Genomic DNA, 19,115 nt, shown 5'->3' on the forward strand with positions numbered 1-19,115 from the left:
CCTACAGCGGACGGGCAATCACCCGGATATCTGCCCCGACCTGACGCAGGTCACGAATCTGCAAACGCGACTTGTCGTCCAGCGTCGTCAGCGCCGGAAGATTGAACAGGCTGCTGGCTTGGTGCCCAATCAGACAAGGTGCCAGATAGAGCAACAATTCATCCACCAGCCCCTCACGCAGCAGCGAGCCATTCAGCTTGAAACCCGCTTCGGCGTGAACCTCGTTGATACCGCGCTGTGCCAGCAATTCAAGCAGGGCTTTCAGGTCAACCTTGCCGGCAGAATTATTCAGAATTTCGACGAAATTTCCGGTTGACCGCAGCAATGCCATTTTTTCGGCATTTTCAACTGCACCGACAATCAGCACTGGGCCATCCTGCAGAATGCGGGCGGTCGGGGATATTTCCAGCTTGCTATCGACCAGCACACGCAGCGGCTGACGGGTCGTCGCCACATCACGCACCGAAAGCTGCGGATCGTCATCGCGCACCGTACCAATCCCGGTCAGGATGGCGCAGGCACGAGCCCGCCAGGCATGGCCGTCACGGCGCGCATCCGGGCCGGTAATCCACTGACTAAGGCCGTTGTTCAAGGCAGTTTTTCCATCCAGACTGGCCGCGACCTTCAGACGTAGCCATGGCCTGCCACGGGTCATTCGGGAAACGAAACCAATATTAAGTTCCCGAGCCTCATTTTCCAGCAGTCCGCTGGCCGTTTCGATACCGGCCGCCTGCAACATAGTCAGCCCCTTGCCTGCAACCAACGGGTTGGGGTCCGTCATCGCGCACACCACCCGGGAAACACCCGCCGCTATCAGTGCCTCAGCACAAGGTGGCGTACGACCATAGTGGCTGCACGGCTCCAGCGTCACGTACGCCGTGGCACCCCTGGCCCTGGCCCCCGCGGCGCGCAGCGCATGCACTTCGGCATGCGGCTCCCCGGCTTGCACGTGCCAGCCTTCGCCAACAATTTCACCATCGCGAACTACGACGCAACCTACCCGCGGATTGGGCGAGGTCGTCCACAGCCCACGCTCGGCCAACTGCAGGGCGCGCGCCATCATGCCGTGGTCGACGGCGGAAAAACTCATTTTTTTCTCGTAGTCGGAGAAACTTCTCGGATGGCCTTGGAAAAGGCATCCACGTCTTCGAAATTGCGATAGACCGAGGCGAAACGGATGTAGGCAACCTTGTCGAGTTTTCTCAGCTCACGCATGACCAGTTCGCCCAGTTGCTGCGTCGTCACCTCGCGTTCACCAGCCGAGAGCAGGCGCTCTTCGATGTCGGCCACGGCCGCATCAAGCGACTCGATGGAGACCGGACGCTTGCGCAGCGCCAACTCCAGACTGGCGCGCAACTTGCCGCGACTGAACTCGGTACGCAGGCCATTCTTCTTGACCACTTGCGGCAGCTGAATTTCAGCCCGCTCGTACGTTGTAAAGCGTTTGTCGCAGGCATTGCACTTTCTGCGGCGACGGACAACATCAGCCTCGTCATTCAGACGCGTATCGGCCACCGCCGTATCTTCAGCACCGCAGAAAGGGCATTTCACATCAAACTCCCGAAAGTTTCAGCGCGCCGCCCAACCCAAGCGCCCCCGCAGACAGTCGATAGACTATGGCAAGCAGGGACAACACCGGGCAGGCAGGCGCCGAAATTTTCTCAGGCGCCGTAGACAGGGAACTTCTTGCACAACGCCGAAACCTTCTCACGCACGGTGGCCGCGACGGCTTCGTCGTTCGGCGCATCAAGCACATCGGCGATCAGGTGGGCGATTCTTTCCGCTTCAATCTCGGTAAAGCCCCGGGTCGTCATGGCTGGGGAACCGATGCGAATACCGGAGGTAACGAACGGCTTTTGCGGGTCGTTCGGGATGCCGTTCTTGTTAACCGTGATGTGTGCACGGCCAAGGGCGGCTTCGGCTTCCTTGCCGGTAATGTTCTTGGCACGCAGATCGAGCAGGAACACGTGGCTCTCGGTACGACCGGAAACAACACGCAAACCGCGCTCCTCACCCAACACCTTGGCCATCACGCGAGCATTGTTGATGACTTGCTCCTGATAGTTCTTGAACTCCGGCGTCGCGGCTTCTTTGAAGGCCACGGCCTTGGCAGCAATGACATGCTCCAGCGGGCCACCCTGCAAGCCCGGGAAGATGGCTGAGTTGAGGGCCTTTTCATGCTCAGCCTTCATCAGGATGATGCCGCCGCGCGGGCCGCGCAGGGTCTTGTGCGTGGTCGAGGTCACGACATCGGCGAACGGGATCGGGTTCGGGTAGAAGCCGGCAGCAATCAGGCCGGCGTAGTGCGCCATGTCAACCCAGAAAATGGCGCCGACTTCCTTGGCCACCTTGGCGAAGCGTTCCCAATCAATGCGCAGGGCGTAGGCGGAAGCACCGGCGACAATGATCTTCGGCTTGTGTTCACGAGCCAGCGCTTCCATCTTGTCGTAGTCGATCTCTTCTTTTTCATTCAAGCCATAGGAGACGACGTTGAACCACTTGCCGGACATGTTGAGCGCCATGCCGTGGGTCAGGTGGCCACCTTCGGCCAGGCTCATACCCATGATGGTGTCGCCCGGCTTGGCAAAGGCCATCAGCACAGCCTGGTTAGCCTGCGAACCGGAGTTCGGCTGGACGTTGGCTGCATCAGCACCGAACAGCTTCTTCAGACGATCAATGGCGATTTGTTCGGTAACATCCACGTGCTCGCAGCCACCGTAGTAACGCTTGCCGGGATAGCCTTCAGCATATTTGTTGGTGAGTTGGGAGCCCTGTGCTTCCATGACAGCCTTGCTCACGTAGTTTTCCGACGCGATCAATTCGATGTGATCTTCCTGACGCTGCACTTCGGCCTGCATGGCCTTCCAGAGTTCAGGGTCAACTTTTGCCAGGGTGTCTTTCGCGGAAAACATGTCAAATGCCTCAAGCCATTGAAAAGGGCTAAGATTTTATCATGACGGGAGCTCGTCAAGCGCACCCGCCTCCAGATGATCGGTTTCCCCCCATGTATTCAGGCACCATTCTCCGTTTTCCATGGCAATCCAGTTGATGCCGGCGTTGGGAATCAGGAAGTCACGGGGTTTTTCCAAGGGATTGCCGCGCACAAAACGATTGATGATATCGAGAACACCACCATGTAGCACGATGGCAATCGATTGCCCCGGATGCGCCGCGGCCAGCGCCTGTAGCTTTCCGGTGACGCGCGCGAACATGGCGTGCAGGCTTTCACCATTTTCGAAATCGTAGTTGGCGTTGCGCCCTTCGAATGCAGCGTAGCCTGCAGGGTGTTTGGCCTTCGCCTCATCGTAGGTCAGCCCCTCAAATACGCCATAACGGCGCTCGCGCATCTCGGGTACGGAGGCCGGCACCAGCCCCAGCTCTGCACCAATGGATTGCGCGGTAGTCCATGCCCGCTTCAGATCACTGCTATAGAGTGCCACGATACCAGCCGACTTCAGCCAGCGTCCCGCCGCCACGGCCTGCCGTCGGCCAATGTCGTTCAGACCGATATCAATCTGCCCCTGGATACGCCGCTCGGCATTCCACTCGGTCTCGCCATGGCGTACCAGACAGATTTGCGTGGCCCGACTTGTAGGGATTTCCATCATTCTCTACCTCTTGAATTCACTGTAAATTGCGCGGCACAAGATTAAAAAACCTCGGCCACCTCAGAAGCCGGGAATTCTATCAACCGAGGAGGAATTTTCGTGACCCTTCTGCTCAAGCTCTCGCAACTGATCGACTGGCTCAACGCCCGCGTCGCCAAAGGCGCATTCTGGCTGGTACTGGTAATGACCCTGATCAGCGCCGCCAACGCCAGTTATCGCTTCGTCTTCAACGACAGCTCCAATGGCCTGCTGGAGATTCAGTGGTATTTGTTTGCCGCGATATTCCTGCTTTGCTCGCCCTACACCCTGCAAAACAACGAACACGTTCGCATCGACGTGCTGTCCGGCAAACTTTCACCACGCGGACTGGCCGTCATCGACATCATAGGCAGCCTCTTTTTCCTGTTGCCCATGGTGATCCTGGTGCTCGTGCTGTCCATCCCGCTCGTCGCCGAGTCCTACCGGATTACCGAGTACTCGGCCAATGCCGGCGGATTGCTTCGCTGGCCGGTAAAGGCGCTGTTGCCGATCGGCTTTACCTTGCTTGCCCTGCAGGGGGTTTCCGAGCTCATCAAGCGTATCGCCTTCCTGCTTGGCAGGATTGAGGATCCCAACCGCAAGGACAAAGGCCCTTCGGCCGAAGAGGAACTGGCAGCAGCCATCGCTGCCTCAAAAACCCGGGAGGCCAAATAATGGTCTGGGTCATCGCCAACATGGCGCCGCTGATGTTCGGCGCGCTGGTACTCTTTCTGCTGTTCGGCTATCCGGTCGCCTTCGCCCTGGCCGCCAACGGCATCGTCTTCGGCCTGCTCGGGATTGAACTCGGTCTCTTGCACCCGGCGCTCTTTCAGGCACTGCCTGAAAGAATTTTCGGCATCATGGCCAACGACACGCTGCTGGCCATTCCTTTCTTTACCTTCATGGGCCTGATACTCGAACGATCCGGCATGGCCGAAGATCTGCTTGATACGATCGGACAGCTTTTCGGCCCGATGCGCGGCGGCCTGGCCTATGCAGTGATCTTCGTCGGCGCACTGTTGGCAGCCACGACCGGCGTCGTGGCTGCCTCAGTGATCTCGATGGGTTTGATTTCGCTGCCCATCATGCTTCGCTATGGCTACGACAAGCGTCTGGCGGCGGGTGTCATCGCCGCATCCGGCACGCTGGCCCAGATCATTCCGCCATCACTGGTGCTGATCATCATGGCTGACCAGTTGGGCAAATCGGTCGGCGACATGTACGAAGGGGCTTTCATTCCGGGCATGGTGCTCACCGGCATGTATTTCGGCTACGTGCTGCTCATGTCGATTTTCAAGCCTGCCTCTTGCCCCGCGCTGCCGCCGGAAGCACGCAGCCTGCGCGGCTTTAAGCTGCTGGCGCGCGTGCTGACCACGCTGGTGCCTCCACTGGTACTGATCTTTCTGGTCCTCGGCACCATTTTCCTCGGTGTCGCCACGCCCACTGAAGGTGGTGCGATGGGTGCGGCTGGCGCGCTGATTCTTGCCGTTGCTCGCCGGCGCCTGAACATCAAGCTGCTCAAGCAGGCAATGGAAACTACCGGCAAGCTGTCTTCGTTTGTCATCTTCATTCTGGTGGGCTCGACGGTATTTGGCCTGGTCTTCCGCGGCGTCAACGGTGACCTGTGGGTTGAACACTTGCTGCTTGGTCTGCCGGGCGGCCAAATTGGCTTCCTGATCGTGGTCAATCTTCTGGTTTTCGTGCTAGCTTTCTTCCTCGACTTCTTCGAACTCTCCTTCATCATCGTGCCACTGCTGGCCCCGGTGGCGGACAAACTGGGCATCGACCTGGTCTGGTTCGGCATTCTGCTCGCGGTTAACATGCAGACTTCGTTCATGCACCCACCTTTCGGCTTCGCGCTTTTCTACCTGCGTTCGGTGGCGCCATCTTCGGTCAAGACCACCGACATCTACTGGGGTGCCATTCCATTCGTCTGCATCCAGATCATCATGGTCGCGCTGATCATCATCTTCCCTAACATCGTCAGCTATGGCGACGAGACTCATAAGGCGCATCAGCAGATGGAACGCAATGGCACGGCACCTGCGCCGGTCGATCTCGACACACTAATGAAGCAGTCGAGGCAGGATTCAGACGGCCAGGACAAGGCATCAGCCGATCTTTTGAGAAGGCTTCAGGGCGACAGCAAGTAAGCTTTCTTGGTGCGATACGAAACGGGGTCGCAAGGCCCCGTTTTTTCGTCTGGATCACGGGATAAAGGGCAACACCAGTTCGCTGGTATCACGGGCATTTCCCGATAAACGTCGGCACTCGGCGATGAACGTCCGGGTGGCCGTACTGAGGTGCCGCTGGCGTTGGCGAACAAATTGAAATCGCCGCCGCAGGACCAGTTCGGGCGTCTTGATCTCAACCAGACTGCCGCGCCGCAAGGCTTCGCGCAGGGAGAGACGTGAGAGGCAGCCGACCCCCAGTCCGGATTCGACGGCCCGCTTGATCGCCTCGGTATGTTCGAGTTGCAGGCAGACATCGGCATCCGCCCCTGCCTCCCGCATGGCGCGATCAAAAAGCGCGCGGGTGCCCGACCCCGGTTCGCGCACAATCCATTTTTGTTGCGCCAGCACGGCGGATTTTGCTTGGCCGATCTCGGCAAGCGGGTGAGATGGCGCGCAAAAAACGACTAGTTCGTCATCCAGCCAAGGCTCAAAGATTAGATCCGAGTCGCTGGCTTCACCTTCGATCAGGCCAATATCGAGCTCAAATCGACGAAGACGCTCGACTACCTGCTGCGTGTTGCAGACGCTCAACTCAACGCGGCAGCCCGGATTCCGGCGCAGATATTCAACCACCACCATGGTCGCCAGATAATTGCCTATGGTCAGCGTGGCGCCCACTGCAACCGGCGCCAGGCGCCCCCCCGCCAGATAACCCTCGACCTCGTTGGCTCTGGCCAGCATGTCTTCGGCCTGCGGCAGCAAGCCACGGCCGCTGCCGTTGAGGCGGAGTGACTTGCCGATACGATCGAACAGTGGGCAATCGAAGTGGCGCTCCAGTTCAAGCAGCGCAGTGCTGGCAGCCGACTGCGACATATTCAGCTGTGCCGCAGCGCGCGATACGTTTTCAAGCCGTGCGATGGCCGCGAAAACTTCAATTTGTCGAAGCGTAATTTTCATATCGATATTTTAGATTATGGATATACAAATTCCCCGCTTTAATCAATAAACGATAAGTCCTAAGATGCGGTCTTACTTTGCAAATAGACGAGCAATAATCATGAGCAACCTGGCCACCGAAACCGTGACTTCCGTCCACCACTGGAACGATACGTTATTCACCTTCCGCACGACGCGCGACCCCGGCCTGCGCTTCACGAACGGGCAATTCGTGATGATCGGACTGGAAGTCAATGGTCGCCCATTGACACGCGCCTACAGCATTGCCAGCGCCAATCATGAGGAATATCTCGAATTTTTCAGCATCAAGGTCGACGACGGTCCGCTGACGTCACGCCTGCAGCACCTGAAGCCGGGCGACCCGATTCTGGTCAGCAAGAAACCCACCGGCACGCTGGTTCTGCGCGATCTGAAACCCGGCAAGCGGCTCTTCATGTTTGCGACGGGCACTGGCCTGGCCCCCTTCATGAGCCTGATCCACGACCCGGAAACCTACGAGCGCTTCGAAAAAGTCATCCTCATCCATGGCGTCCGCTGGACCAATGAACTGGCCTACCACGACTACATCGAGCAGGACTTGAAGGAACACGAATACTTCGCTGACTGGGTCAAGGAAAAGTTGATTTATTACCCGACCGTCACGCGTGAAACCTTCCGCAACGAAGGGCGCCTGACCGACCTGATCGAGTCCGGCAAGCTGTTCGAAGACATCGGTCAACCGCCGCTCGACCCGGCCACTGACCGCGGCATGATCTGCGGCAGTCCGGCCATGCTGGAAGACACTGCAGCCATGCTTGATGCCCGTGGCTTCAAGGTCGGCAATCACCACACCGGCCTCCTCGGCGACTACGTGATTGAGCGCGCATTTGTTGAAAAATAGCCGTTTTTTCCGGTTGACCGTGGCAAGTGGTCCGCACTATCTGAAACATAGGGAAAATTGATTGGCTGTCAGGTGACCGGGCGCGCATCATTCAATGGCACCCGGCCAAACTCTTTTGGTCTGCAAACCATCCGCTCAACGAAGGGAGACCATCATGGACATAGGAATCACCAAGAAAGACCGTGAAAAAATTGCCGAAGGCCTTTCCCGCCTGCTGGCTGATTCGTTCACTCTTTACCTGAAGACCCACAATTTCCACTGGAACGTTACCGGCCCGATGTTCAACACGCTTCACGTCATGTTCATGGACCAATATACGGAACTATGGAACGCGCTGGACATGATTGCCGAACGCATCCGCGCCCTCGGCGTCGCTGCCCCTGGCACCTACGCCGAATTCGCCCGATTGACCGTGATCAAGGAAAGCGAAGGCAAGGTCAGCGCCGAGGACATGATCAAGCAACTCGTTGCAGGCCAGGAGGCCGTCACCAAGACTGCTCGCAGCATTTTCCCGCTGGTCGACAAGGCCGGTGACGAACCAACCGCCGACCTGCTGACCCAGCGCATGCAAATTCACGAGAAAAATGCCTGGATGCTGCGCAGCCTCCTTGAGAGCTGATGCGTCGTAGCGATTACGCCGCATTTTCCAGCCAATAAAAAACCCGCGGAATCCGCGGGTTTTTCCGTGCAGACTCTGACACCAGTCTTTGCTGCCAGTCTTCCAGAAAACCTTATTTCCCAGTCTGCAGGAAGCCGTCCATCCGGCGTTCTGCCAAACTGAACCAAGCTGACTGCGTCCGCCGATATTTGTCGTATTCGACGTAAATTTTCTTGAACGCCGGATTCTTGCTGGCCTCATCGGCATACAACTCGTTCGCCGCCAAGGAAGCTGCCTTAAGAATTTCCGAAGAAAACTCCTTAACCTTGACACCAGCCTGCATCAACTTCGCCAATGCGGTCGGATTCTTGTGGTCATACTCGGCCATCATGGTCACGTTGGCTTCGTGGGCAGCAGCCTGGAAGGCCTCCTGATATTCCTTCGGCAGCTTGGCCCATTCAGCCTTGTTGACGAAGAAGTGGATGGTCGGGCCCGGCTCCCACCAACCTGGGTAATAGTAATTTTTGGCGACCTTGTAGAAGCCCAGCTTTTCGTCGTCATACGGCCCCACCCACTCGGCGGCGTCGATCGTGCCTTTTTCCAGGGCCGGGTAAATATCACCACCGGCGATTTGCTGCGGCACTACACCAAGCGAGGAGAAGACCGTGCCACCGAGACCGGCGATACGCATCTTGATGCCTTTGAGTTCAGCGACCGTGTTCACTTCCTTGCGCCACCACCCGCCCATCTGGGTGCCGGTATTGCCACCGGCAAATGAGAGTACGTCGTAGCCGCTGTAGAACTCATCCAGCAGTTGCTGGCCACCGCCAAAGTAAATCCAGGCATTCATCTGACGAGCCGTCATGCCGAACGGGATGGAAGTACCAAACCCGAAGGTTTTGTCCTTGCCAACATAGTAATACGAGCAGGTATGACAACATTCGACGGTACCCTGCTGTACGGCATCCAATGCCTGCAGGCCGGGAACAATTTCGCCACCGGGGAAAACTCGGATGTCAAACTTGCCACCCGTCATCGCGCGCAGGCGATTGGCCAGCACTTCGGCCCCACCGTAAATCGTATCCAGACTCTTGGGGAAGCTGGACGTCAACCGCCACTTGATGTTCGGCAGCGCTCCCTGTACCGCTGGCGCGGCAGCTGGTGCGGCAGTTGCCGGGGCGGCAGCAGGTGCTGCCGGCGCCGGTGTTTCACTTTTGCCGCAAGCAGCAAGGGTGGCTACGGCAGCACCAACCGTTGCCTTGGCAAGAAAGTCACGACGTTGCATATTGTCTCCTCATGAAATTGTTGGGCACGTCTTGGCATGCCGTTCCATTCTAGCCAAAACCCGGATCTTGACGAGTTGAGGAAAACCCTTAGTGCAAGGCTTATTCGCCCGCCACCGTCATCCGGTCGAGCATGATCGAACCGGTCTGCTTGGTGCCGCGCACCTGCACATCGCGACCAACAGCGACGATGCCGGCCAGCATGTCCTTGAGATTGCCGGCAATGGTAATTTCCTCAACCGGATAGGCAATTTTTCCATCCTCGATCCAGAAGCCGGCTGCACCCCGCGAATAATCACCTGTCACGTAATTGATGCCATGACCGAGCAACTCGGTGACCAGCAGACCGCGTCCCATCTTGGCCATCAGACCTTCAAGTTCAAGTTCGCCGGGCTCGATAATCAGGTTGTGGCTGCCGCCGGCGTTGGCCGTTGTCTGCATGCCCAGCTTGCGCGCCGTATAGGTGCTCAGGAAATAGCCCTGCAGGATGCCGTTACTCACCACATCACGGTCCTGCGTCGCGACGCCATCACTATCAAAAGAGGCACTGCCCAAGCCGCACTTGATATGCGGACGCTCGGTAATATGAACAAACTCCGGCATGATTTTCTTGCCCAGCTGATCAAGCAGAAAGGATGACTTTCGATACAACGCACCACCGCTGGCCGCATGCACCAGACTGCCGAGGAGGCCGCCGGCCAATGGCGCCTCCAGAATGATAGGGAACTCACCGGTCTTGACCTTGCGCCCGCCCAGTCGTGCAATCGCTCGTTCGGCCGCTATGCGGCCAACCTGCGCTGCATCGTCCAGATGCGTGGCATTACGGTGCGTCGTATACCAGTCGTCGCGCTGCATCGCATCCTGTTCACCGGCGATCACCGAGCAGGAAATGTAATGGCGCGATGTCGGGTAACCGCCCATGAAGCCGAGGCTGTTGGCCGAGACAAAATGGGCCTGCTGCGTCGAGATCGAGGCGCCTTCGGAATTGCTGACCAGCGGGCTGGCCTCGAAAGCGGCCTGTTCGCAGCGTCGGGCCGTCTCGATGGCGTCTTCCACGGTCAACGCCCACGGATGGTACAAATCCAGATCCGGACAATCCTTGGCCATCAGCGCAGCATCGGCCAGACCGGCACAGTCATCCTCGGCCGTAAAGCGGGCTATGTCGAGCGCCGCTTCGACCGTTTCCCGCAGTGCCTGCGCGGAAAAGTCGGAGGTACTGGCGTAACCCTTGCGCTGACCGGAATAAACGGTGATGCCGATACCCTTGTCACGATTGAATTCGATGGTCTCGACCTCGTCGCAGCGCACGGTGACCGATTGCCCGAAGCCTTCGGAGACATCGACCTCACAGGCTGTCGCCCCCTTGCCCCTGGCGTGCTTGAGCACATCTTCGGAAAGTTGCTGCAGGGTGGCGAAAGAATAGGAAAATGCGGCAGTTTCGGACATGGAGGCGGCGTCGAAGCGGGAAAGTCGCTATCATAACAGCCCGTTATTGCCAGCACCGGACGCAACCCATGCATGAAGAAGATTTCACCGAAGACACCGGCCGCCCCTCCAAGACCAAGAAGAAGGAGGCGATGCATGAATTGCGCGATCTCGGCGAAGAACTGGTCGAACTCTCCGTCGGCCAGTTGAAGAAGATCAACCTGCCGGAAAACATTTTCGAGGCGGTTCGCGAATGCCAGAAAATCACCGCCCATGGCGCTCACCGCCGCCAAGTGATGTATCTAGGCAAGCTGATGCGCGGCGTCGACGACGAGCCGATACGCGCCGGTCTGGCCATGCTGCGCGGAGAGTCTTCGGCTGAAACAGCCCGCCTGCATCGACTGGAACGTTTCCGCACCCGCTTTATCGAAGATGAAGCCTACCTGTCGGCAATCGCGGCGGTATGGCCCACCATCGACCTCCAGCACATGCGCCAGCTGCGCCGGAATGCGCTGAAAGAGCTGGAAAACCACAAGCCACCCAAGAATTTCCGGGCTATCTTCCAGATCCTGCAGGATCTGGATAAACAAGGCGCCCCCGCTGCGGAAGAGGATGCCGGCGATGAATGAAGAGCTAGTGGTCGGACTGGTTTCAATCAGCGACCGCGCTTCAACCGGCGTTTATGAAGACAAGGGCATCCCGGCGCTGCAGGAATGGCTTTCGTCGGCACTGAGCAGCCCTTGGCGGGTCGAAGCCCGGCTGATCGCCGACGACCGCGAAACTATTGAAAAAACGCTGATTTCTCTGGTTGACCGCAGCAACTGCCATCTGGTCCTGACCACCGGCGGCACCGGGCCAGCACTGCGCGACGTCACGCCGGAAGCGACCCTGGCCGTCGCCGACAAGGAGATGCCCGGCTTTGGTGAAGAAATGCGCCGGATCAGCCTGAATTTTGTACCGACAGCCATTCTGTCGCGACAAGTTGCAGTCATCCGCAAGCAGGCGCTGATCATCAACTTGCCAGGTCAGCCGAAATCGATCAGGGAAACACTGGAAGGCGTGCGCAAAGCAGACGGATCGGTAGCGCACGTCGGCATTTTCGCCGCTGTTCCCTATTGCATCGATCTGATCGGGGGCCCCTATGTCGAGACCAACGAAAGCGTGATCAAGGCATTCCGACCCAAATCCGCAATTCGAATCAAGCAGCCCTGATCAACCAATCTCGCTCTGGCGATAGCGCACCAATTCATAATCCCCGGTCTTTTCGATCAGCGCCACTGGCGTCAGCATGTATCGGCGACCATCGCGAAGGTATTCCATCTCTTCACGGGGATTGAAATTGGCTGGCGGCAGAACCACCCGAAATTCATTCGTCTCATTGCCATCCAGCAGCATCAGGGCGGGCGTTCCCGCCGCAGCGGCATAGCTCGACGTCTTGCGAGCCCTAAGTTCGATGGCAATCACTTTCGTTGCCAATGCCTGAATTCCGGCACGAGCTTCGATTTGCCCCTCCCGGTGGTAGCGGCGAATAACCCCCAGCAACCAGTTTTCGCCGCCCTCAGGCTGCATAGCCACCAAAGCCCCCACCTTGAGCCATTCTTCGGGAATGTTTTTCAATACTGCACCGAAACCGCCACGACTAACGTTTTCAACGACCCAACTTTCTATTGGCAAGCCGGATGGACGGCCGCCAAACTCCTCGGAAAACACCACGAACGCGTTGATCAGCCCATGCAGCACCGACATCCGGTGCATCACGCGATGGCGATCATGCTGGCGCTGGGGCGGGGTCGCCGAAAGATAATTAGTTAAATGACGCAGAACAGCGACCAGGAGCGTCACCGGATACTGCCCGCCAAGATCAATCTCAGGCGGCATATCTCCACCGCGCTCAAGGTTTTCAAGCACGGAACGCATGGCTTCATGGGCCGGACCGGGCTTCATGAAACGTTGTGTCGGCTCAGCCTGAGCCGGCATTCGCGCCAGTCGCAACGGCGGTTGGGCGAGCGTGAGATCCGACCAGTAAACACTGTCAGACAAGGACTCCGTCGTAAAAACAAAACTGCTCAAAAAATGGGAGACCAAGCGCTCGGCAATTTCAATCTCAAGGGGTAACAGGCTATCCAGTGATGCCGACTGAAACGCCATTACTCGCTGGTACTCCTGTACGGGCGTCGTCATTCCGCTTTTCCCCGGCAGTGCCACGGCCTTGCTCGCCACGCCCTCATCTTCGGCAACCAGCACGGCAGCGCCGAGGCGACGCCAGTAGTCGCCTCGTGACGGGCCGTAGTGAAACTGCTCCCATTTAAGCAACTGCCCCAGCGCAGAAACGAGCCTGATTATCAGCAACGGCAAATTCGATTTTGACAATTCTCCAACGCGATTCTTTTCTCCCAGCTTCGAGAGGCAACACTCGTAAGCGGTGGCCAAACGGCCCCAGAACCCATGGTTGATAAACCACAAGCGCCTTTCTTCGGTGCGCGACAGGCGCGCAGTCTGGAAATAGTCGCGCGCAAGGCGCTTCAGCATCGGCTGGGCGGCAGCTTCCAATTGCTGGACAATTTCGAATAGGCGATCACCGGGAAAATCCGCCACTCCAGCCAGGGAATCAAACCATCCGGCAATCTCATCAAGCGCCTTGAATGCGTTGTCCGACGGCAGCTCGGCAAGCACTTTCCGTAACTCTCGCTGCTCAGCCAGCGGATGATCAATTTTCTGGGTGAAGAACCCCCCCCAGACCTGCTACCTTGTTGAACACACCGCCTCCGGACAAAATATTTTTTACAGTGTAATCCAAATATTCTTTGCTCCGCCGTGAGCTATTCCCTTATGCCAATCAAATCACGGTCCGAAAATTGATCAGCACTGACGGGCTATAGCGCCGACATGTAAAATAGGTGATTCATAGATCGTCCGGATAGTAGATTCAATGCAGCCTTACCATGACCTGATGCGCCACGTTCTTGAGAACGGGCACGACAAATCCGACCGCACCGGCACCGGCACCCGTTCCGTCTTTGGATGGCAGATGCGTTTCGATCTTGCCAAAGGCTTCCCGATGGTCACGACAAAGAAACTACACCTGAAATCCATCGTTCACGAATTGCTGTGGTTCCTCCAGGGCGACACCAACATTGCCTACCTGAAGGAAAATGGCGTTCGAATCTGGGATGAATGGGCCGATGAGAAGGGTGATCTGGGCCCGGTCTACGGCAAGCAATGGCGCCGCTGGGAAACGCCGGATGGCCGCTTGATTGACCAGATCAGCCAACTGGTAGACAGCCTGAAAAGCAACCCCGACTCACGCCGCCATATTGTTTCGGCCTGGAATCCAGGCGATGTGGACAGCATGGCCTTGCCGCCCTGCCACTGCCTGTTTCAGTTCTATGTGGCCAACGGCAAGCTGTCCTGCCAGCTCTATCAGCGCAGTGCTGACATCTTCCTCGGCGTTCCTTTCAATATCGCGTCGTACGCACTGCTGACCATGATGCTGGCCCAGGTTTGCGGCTATGAGGTGGGTGACTTCGTGCACACCTTCGGTGATGCGCATATTTACGTGAATCATGTCGAGCAGGCGCAGCTTCAGCTATCCCGCGAAATACGCTCTTTGCCGACGATGTGGATCAACCCGTCGGTCACTGACATTTTCGCCTTCAAGTTCGAAGATTTCCGGCTTGACGGCTATGAGCCACATCCGCACATCGCGGCACAGGTCGCAGTCTGACCATGACAGTGCCACTCCGCCCCGCCTGGCTGGCCCTCGCCGAACACGCCCGCAGCATCAAGCATCGCCACCTGCGGGAGCTGTTTGCTGCTGACCCCGATCGCTTTGAGCGCTTTTCGCTAGTTCATGGCCAGATCCTGCTCGACTACTCGAAACAGCGACTTGGCCAGCAGACGATGGAATTACTGCGGCAGTTGGCCGAGCAGGCCGCTTGGCGCACCTGGGTTGAACGGATGCGCAGTGGCGAACCGATCAATCACACCGAAGGTCGTGCCGTTCGACATGCCGATTTGCGTGCTGCTGATCTGGCGCCGCCCGAAGTCAAGGACGCACTCGGTCGCATGTCCGATTTCTGCGAACGGATTCACGCCGGCACATGGCGAGGATTTTCCGGCGAGCACATCACGGATGTCGTCAATATCGGCATTGGCGGCTCCGATCTCGGGCCACGCATGGCAGTCCATGCACTGGCAGCCTTTGAACAACCCGACCTCAATGTGCATTTTGTCTCCAACCTCGACAGTGCCGACCTGGCCAGTACGCTGACCCGCCTCAACCCACGCAGCACGCTGTTCATTATCGCCAGCAAGACCTTTACGACGTTGGAAACCATGGCCAACGCGCACACTGCTCGGCAGTGGATTCTGGCAGCCGCCAATAACGAGAACGCCATTGCCCGCCACTTCGTGGCCGCCTCGACCAACCTGGCAGCCACTGCGGAATTCGGCATTGCTTTAGAAAATGTCTTCGAATTCTGGGACTGGGTAGGCGGACGTTTTTCGTTGTGGTCAGCCATCGGCCTTCCGATCGCGCTGGCTATCGGCTACCGGAATTTCGAGCGCTTGCTCGCTGGCGCACATGACATGGACGAACATTTCTTCCACGCGCCTGCAGACTCAAATCTGCCGCTGACGCTGGCTTTGATTGCGCTGTGGAACACCAATTTTCTCAACGCGCATAGCCACGGCGTTTTCCCCTACAGCCATTCGCTGGCCTTGCTGCCTTCCCATTTGCAGCAACTGGAAATGGAAAGTAACGGCAAACGAGCCAATCGCGACGGTCTGGCGGTCGACTACTCGACCAATCCGATTTTGTGGGGCGAAGCCGGCACCAACGGCCAGCACTCGTTCTTTCAGCTACTCCATCAGGGCAGCGCGCTGGTCGCCTGTGATTTCATCGCCCTCGGCAAATCGGATTTCCCGCTGCCCGGCCACCACAGCGGGCTGCTCGCCAATTGTCTGGCCCAGTCATCAGCGCTCGCTTTTGGGCAAACGGTCGAGGAAGCACGCGCCGCGGGCATTCCGGATCATCTGCTGCCCTTCCGCCGCTTCCCTGGCAATCAGCCCTCAACCACGATGATCCTGCCTGAACTGACGCCATTCACGCTCGGCCAGCTAATTGCACTCTATGAGCACAAGGTATTCTGTCTCGGTGTGTTGTGGAACCTGAACTCCTTCGACCAATGGGGCGTTGAACTCGGCAAACAACTGGCCGGCCGTCTTGCTCCCTGCATTCGTGAAGATGCCTCAACCGAGTCACTCGATGCATCAACCCGCGGTCTGATCGCCCACCTGCGCCAATCCCGGAACTGAACATGCCTGAAGTCGTCATCATCGCCGCCGTCGCCAAAAACCGGGTCATCGGTCGCGACAATCAGCTGATCTGGAACATCCCGGAAGACATGGCGCACTTCAAGGCATTGACCAGTGGCCAAACGGTAATCATGGGCCGCAAAACCTGGGAATCGCTGCCGCCACGTTTTCGCCCTCTGCCGGGCCGACGCAACATCGTGATCAGCCGCCAGATCGACTACGCGGCTCCCGGTGCCGAACTCAGTAATTCTTTGGAAAATGCCCTTAAATTGGCGTCGACCTCAGCGGATGCTCAATCCGCGGGCAAATCCGCCAGCGTCTTCGTCATTGGCGGCGAGCAGATTTACGCACAGGCCATGAATCTGGCCGACCGCCTGGAAATCACCGAAGTCGAGCTCGAACCTGATGGCGACGCCTGGTTTCCGGAGATTGCTGCGGTCAACTGGAAAAAAACGGCAAAAATTGAAGGTTCCGGCTACGCCTTCGTGACCTACAAGAAGAAATAATCCGAGATTCTATCCCGCCTGGCGCTGCGACAAATTGCACCACGCCAAGCGGGAACAACCTGCTGCCTCAGCGCACGCAATCCACGTAGTAGGTGCCGTCGGCACCCTTGACCAGGCCGTGAACATCCGTTTCGAAGCCTGGGAAAGTGGCGTTGAATTCGCGGGCAAACTTTAGGTAGCTACAAATCGTGGCATTGAAACGTTCGCCCGGAATCAGCAACGGAATGCCCGGCGGATAGGGCGTCAGAAGGACCGCAGTAACACGCCCTTCCAGCGCATCGACCGGCACGCGCTCGATATCGCGGTGCGCCATCTTGGCGAAGGCATCGGCCGGGCGCATCGCCGGCACCATGTCGGACAAATACATTTCAGTCGTCAGACGTGCCACGTCGTTCTGCTTGTAGACGCTGTGAATCTGCGTACACAGGTCGCGCAGGCCGACACGTTCATAGCGCGGATTCTTCAGCACGAACTCAGGCAGCACTTTCCACAGCGGCTGGTTCTTGTCGTAATCGTCCTTGAACTGCTGCAGCGCCGTTACCAAGGTGTTCCAGCGACCCTTGGTGATGCCAATGGTAAACATGATGAAGAAGCTGTACAGGCCACATTTTTCGACGATCACACCGTGCTCGGCAAGATACTTGGTGACAATGGCTGCCGGGATGCCGAACTCGTCGGCAAAATCACCATCGACATCAAGGCCCGGGGTGATGATCGTCGCCTTGATCGGATCCAGCATGTTGAACCCGTCAGCCAGATTGTTAAAGCCATGCCAGCGCTCGCCCGGCTTGAGCATCCACGCATCGCGCTCTTCGATCCCCTCTTCGGACAAGTCGTCCGGCCCCCAGACCTTGAACCACCAGTCTGTCCCCCACTCCTGCTCGACCTTGCGCATGGCACGGCGGAAATCGAGGGCTTCAGTAATCGACTCCTCAACGAGTGCGGTGCCGGCAGGCGCCTCCATCATCGCCGCCGCCACATCGCACGAGGCGATGATGGAGTATTGCGGCGAAGTCGACGTGTGCATCAGGTAGGCTTCGTTGAAGATATCGCGGTCAAGCTTCTGGTTCTCCGCATCCTGAACCAGAATCTGTGATGCCTGTGACAGGCCAGCCAGCAGTTTGTGGGTCGATTGCGTCGAGAAAATCATCGACTCCTTGCAACGCGGACGGTCGGCTCCGATGGCGTGGTAATCACCATAAAAATCATGGAAGGCCGCGTGCGGCAGCCAGGCTTCATCAAAGTGCAGGGTGTCAATCTTGCCGTCCAGCTCGGCCTTGATGTCCTCGACGTTGTAGAGGATGCCGTCGTAGGTCGACTGGGTAATGGTCAGGACACGCGGCTTGGCCGTCTTGTCGATAATGAACGGGTTGGCAGCGATCTTCTTCTGGATGCTTTCCCAGGCAAATTCGCTCTTCGGGATCGGCCCGATAATGCCGAAGTTGTTGCGGGTCGGCATCAGGAACACCGGGATCGCACCAGTCATCATGATGGCGTGCAGGATGGACTTGTGACAGTTGCGATCGACGACGACGATGTCACCGGGCGCGACTGTGGAGTGCCAGACGATCTTGTTCGAGGTCGACGTGCCGTTGGTAACGAAATACAGATGATCGGAATTGAAAATACGCGCCGCGTTGCGCTCCGAGGCAGCAACCGGACCGGTATGGTCAAGCAACTGCCCAAGCTCTTCGACCGCATTGCAGACGTCGGCACGCAACATGTTCTCACCAAAGAACTGGTGGAACATCTGCCCGACGGGCGACTTCAGGAAAGCCACGCCACCCGAGTGCCCCGGGCAGTGCCACGAATAGGAGCCATCCGCCGCGTAATGTACCAATGCCCGGAAGAAGGGCGGCGGCAACGAGGCAAGATAAGCCTTGGCTTCGCGCTTGACGTTGCGGGCGATGAATTCCGGCGTGTCCTCGAACATGTGGATGAAACCATGCAGTTCACGTAGCACGTCATTCGGAATGTGACGCGAGGTACGCGTCTCCCCGTGCAGGAAGATGGGAATCTCGGCATTGCGGTTGCGGATTTCCTTGACGAAGGCCCGCAGCTCGGCCAGCGTCTCTTCCGGCTCCATCGCCAACTCTTCGTCATCAATCGACAGAATGAAGGCTGAAGCACGGCTCTGCTGCTGGGCAAAGGAGGTCAGGTCGCCGTAACTGGTGACGCCCAGCACTTCCAGCCCTTCCTTTTCCATAGCTTCGGCCAGCGCCCGAATGCCGAGACCAGAGGTATTCTCCGAGCGGAAGTCTTCGTCGATGATGATGACGGGAAAATGGAAGCGCATGTTGAATCCTTGAAAAGCGGCGACCCGCCGCAGCGGGTCACAGAATAAGACGTT

18 protein-coding genes are annotated in these 19,115 nt (G+C 57.8%); 9 read left to right on the forward strand and 9 right to left on the reverse strand.

What is annotated here, in order from left to right; genetic code table 11:
* Position 1 precedes the first annotated feature (1 nt).
* From ribD to IPJ12_06495, 4 genes are all read right to left on the reverse strand, one after another.
* Entirely contained in the window at positions 2–1,090 is a 1,089-nt protein-coding gene (gene ribD / locus IPJ12_06480; protein MBK7646797.1) for a bifunctional diaminohydroxyphosphoribosylaminopyrimidine deaminase/5-amino-6-(5-phosphoribosylamino)uracil reductase RibD, read from the reverse strand.
* Positions 1,087–1,551, reverse strand: a complete 465-nt coding sequence (nrdR, locus tag IPJ12_06485; protein ID MBK7646798.1) for a transcriptional repressor NrdR — start codon at positions 1,549–1,551, stop codon at positions 1,087–1,089. Before nrdR ends, ribD begins: the two co-directional genes overlap by 4 nt.
* 110 nt (positions 1,552–1,661) lie before the next feature.
* Entirely contained in the window at positions 1,662–2,912 is a 1,251-nt protein-coding gene (locus tag IPJ12_06490; GenBank protein ID MBK7646799.1) for a serine hydroxymethyltransferase, read from the reverse strand.
* Positions 2,913–2,951: 39 nt separating this feature from the next.
* Positions 2,952–3,608 carry a histidine phosphatase family protein gene (locus tag IPJ12_06495; GenBank protein ID MBK7646800.1) on the reverse strand — a complete coding sequence of 219 codons (657 nt, stop codon included), beginning with the start codon at positions 3,606–3,608 and terminating at the stop codon, positions 2,952–2,954.
* Between the two features lie 99 nt (positions 3,609–3,707).
* On the opposite strand from IPJ12_06495, the gene IPJ12_06500 reads away from it, so the two are divergent.
* Positions 3,708–4,301, forward strand: a complete 594-nt coding sequence (locus IPJ12_06500; GenBank protein MBK7646801.1) for a TRAP transporter small permease subunit — start codon at positions 3,708–3,710, stop codon at positions 4,299–4,301.
* Positions 4,301–5,779 (forward strand): TRAP transporter large permease subunit, encoded by a 1,479-nt coding sequence (locus tag IPJ12_06505; GenBank protein ID MBK7646802.1) that lies wholly within the window; start codon positions 4,301–4,303, stop codon positions 5,777–5,779. Before IPJ12_06500 ends, IPJ12_06505 begins: the two co-directional genes overlap by 1 nt.
* Positions 5,780–5,833: 54 nt before the next feature.
* Here IPJ12_06505 and IPJ12_06510 read toward each other — a convergent pair whose 3' ends face one another.
* Positions 5,834–6,757: a LysR family transcriptional regulator gene (locus tag IPJ12_06510; GenBank protein ID MBK7646803.1), complete on the reverse strand. Its 924-nt coding sequence runs from the start codon at positions 6,755–6,757 to the stop codon at positions 5,834–5,836.
* Positions 6,758–6,857: 100 nt separating this feature from the next.
* Here IPJ12_06510 and IPJ12_06515 point away from each other — a divergent pair, with 100 nt between their 5' ends.
* Together IPJ12_06515 and IPJ12_06520 are read left to right on the forward strand one after the other, a co-directional pair.
* Positions 6,858–7,637 carry a ferredoxin--NADP reductase gene (locus tag IPJ12_06515; protein ID MBK7646804.1) on the forward strand — a complete coding sequence of 260 codons (780 nt, stop codon included), beginning with the start codon at positions 6,858–6,860 and terminating at the stop codon, positions 7,635–7,637.
* Between the two features lie 154 nt (positions 7,638–7,791).
* The gene (locus IPJ12_06520) at positions 7,792–8,256 is read left to right on the forward strand and encodes a DNA starvation/stationary phase protection protein (GenBank protein MBK7646805.1); all 465 of its coding nucleotides are present in this window, start codon (positions 7,792–7,794) and stop codon (positions 8,254–8,256) included.
* A 112-nt stretch (positions 8,257–8,368) separates the two neighbouring features.
* Here the strand turns inward: IPJ12_06520 and IPJ12_06525 are convergent, their stop codons facing one another.
* Positions 8,369–9,520: a TRAP transporter substrate-binding protein gene (locus IPJ12_06525; GenBank protein ID MBK7646806.1), complete on the reverse strand. Its 1,152-nt coding sequence runs from the start codon at positions 9,518–9,520 to the stop codon at positions 8,369–8,371.
* Positions 9,521–9,620: 100 nt separating this feature from the next.
* Complete coding sequence (gene pmbA / locus IPJ12_06530; GenBank protein MBK7646807.1) at positions 9,621–10,964, reverse strand: metalloprotease PmbA; 1,344 nt, start codon at positions 10,962–10,964, stop codon at positions 9,621–9,623.
* Positions 10,965–11,032: 68 nt separating this feature from the next.
* Here pmbA and IPJ12_06535 point away from each other — a divergent pair, with 68 nt between their 5' ends.
* Both IPJ12_06535 and mog read left to right on the forward strand, forming a co-directional pair.
* On the forward strand, positions 11,033–11,572 hold the full coding sequence (locus tag IPJ12_06535) for a DUF615 domain-containing protein (protein ID MBK7646808.1): 540 nt from the start codon (positions 11,033–11,035) through the stop codon (positions 11,570–11,572).
* On the forward strand, positions 11,565–12,155 hold the full coding sequence (gene mog / locus IPJ12_06540) for a molybdopterin adenylyltransferase (protein ID MBK7646809.1): 591 nt from the start codon (positions 11,565–11,567) through the stop codon (positions 12,153–12,155). Before IPJ12_06535 ends, mog begins: the two co-directional genes overlap by 8 nt.
* On the opposite strand, the gene IPJ12_06545 is transcribed toward mog, so the two are convergent.
* Complete coding sequence (locus IPJ12_06545; protein MBK7646810.1) at positions 12,156–13,655, reverse strand: hypothetical protein; 1,500 nt, start codon at positions 13,653–13,655, stop codon at positions 12,156–12,158.
* Between the two features lie 217 nt (positions 13,656–13,872).
* Here IPJ12_06545 and IPJ12_06550 point away from each other — a divergent pair, with 217 nt between their 5' ends.
* Genes IPJ12_06550 through IPJ12_06560 form a run of 3 tightly spaced genes read left to right on the forward strand, consistent with a single transcriptional unit; the run spans position 13,873 to position 16,765 of the window.
* The gene (locus IPJ12_06550; protein ID MBK7646811.1) at positions 13,873–14,667 is read left to right on the forward strand and encodes a thymidylate synthase; all 795 of its coding nucleotides are present in this window, start codon (positions 13,873–13,875) and stop codon (positions 14,665–14,667) included.
* A gap of 2 nt (positions 14,668–14,669) precedes the next feature.
* Positions 14,670–16,259, forward strand: coding sequence for a glucose-6-phosphate isomerase (pgi, locus tag IPJ12_06555; protein ID MBK7646812.1), 1,590 nt, complete (start codon positions 14,670–14,672; stop codon positions 16,257–16,259).
* A gap of 2 nt (positions 16,260–16,261) precedes the next feature.
* A complete protein-coding gene (locus tag IPJ12_06560) occupies positions 16,262–16,765 on the forward strand; it encodes a dihydrofolate reductase (protein MBK7646813.1) in 504 nt (167 codons plus the stop codon).
* Between the two features lie 67 nt (positions 16,766–16,832).
* Here IPJ12_06560 and IPJ12_06565 read toward each other — a convergent pair whose 3' ends face one another.
* Positions 16,833–19,061 (reverse strand): arginine/lysine/ornithine decarboxylase, encoded by a 2,229-nt coding sequence (locus tag IPJ12_06565; GenBank protein ID MBK7646814.1) that lies wholly within the window; start codon positions 19,059–19,061, stop codon positions 16,833–16,835.
* Positions 19,062–19,115 lie beyond the last annotated feature (54 nt).

Source organism: Betaproteobacteria bacterium, assembly GCA_016709965.1.
Lineage (GTDB): Bacteria > Pseudomonadota > Gammaproteobacteria > Burkholderiales > Rhodocyclaceae > Azonexus > Azonexus amarohabitans.

Excerpts from the sequence above, each read along its gene's own strand:
- IPJ12_06525 (MBK7646806.1), bottom strand. The coding sequence starts at position 9,520 with ATGCAACGTCGTGACTTTCTTGCCAAGGCAACGGTTGGTGCTGCCGTA.
- IPJ12_06550 (MBK7646811.1), top strand. The coding sequence starts at position 13,873 with ATGCAGCCTTACCATGACCTGATGCGCCACGTTCTTGAGAACGGGCAC.
- IPJ12_06515 (MBK7646804.1), top strand. The coding sequence starts at position 6,858 with ATGAGCAACCTGGCCACCGAAACCGTGACTTCCGTCCACCACTGGAAC.
- mog (MBK7646809.1), top strand. The coding sequence starts at position 11,565 with ATGAATGAAGAGCTAGTGGTCGGACTGGTTTCAATCAGCGACCGCGCT.
- IPJ12_06495 (MBK7646800.1), bottom strand. The coding sequence starts at position 3,608 with ATGATGGAAATCCCTACAAGTCGGGCCACGCAAATCTGTCTGGTACGC.
- pgi (MBK7646812.1), top strand. The coding sequence starts at position 14,670 with ATGACAGTGCCACTCCGCCCCGCCTGGCTGGCCCTCGCCGAACACGCC.
- ribD (MBK7646797.1), bottom strand. The coding sequence starts at position 1,090 with ATGAGTTTTTCCGCCGTCGACCACGGCATGATGGCGCGCGCCCTGCAG.
- IPJ12_06535 (MBK7646808.1), top strand. The coding sequence starts at position 11,033 with ATGCATGAAGAAGATTTCACCGAAGACACCGGCCGCCCCTCCAAGACC.
- IPJ12_06565 (MBK7646814.1), bottom strand. The coding sequence starts at position 19,061 with ATGCGCTTCCATTTTCCCGTCATCATCATCGACGAAGACTTCCGCTCG.
- IPJ12_06505 (MBK7646802.1), top strand. The coding sequence starts at position 4,301 with ATGGTCTGGGTCATCGCCAACATGGCGCCGCTGATGTTCGGCGCGCTG.
- IPJ12_06520 (MBK7646805.1), top strand. The coding sequence starts at position 7,792 with ATGGACATAGGAATCACCAAGAAAGACCGTGAAAAAATTGCCGAAGGC.
- IPJ12_06560 (MBK7646813.1), top strand. The coding sequence starts at position 16,262 with ATGCCTGAAGTCGTCATCATCGCCGCCGTCGCCAAAAACCGGGTCATC.
- IPJ12_06490 (MBK7646799.1), bottom strand. The coding sequence starts at position 2,912 with ATGTTTTCCGCGAAAGACACCCTGGCAAAAGTTGACCCTGAACTCTGG.
- IPJ12_06510 (MBK7646803.1), bottom strand. The coding sequence starts at position 6,757 with ATGAAAATTACGCTTCGACAAATTGAAGTTTTCGCGGCCATCGCACGG.
- pmbA (MBK7646807.1), bottom strand. The coding sequence starts at position 10,964 with ATGTCCGAAACTGCCGCATTTTCCTATTCTTTCGCCACCCTGCAGCAA.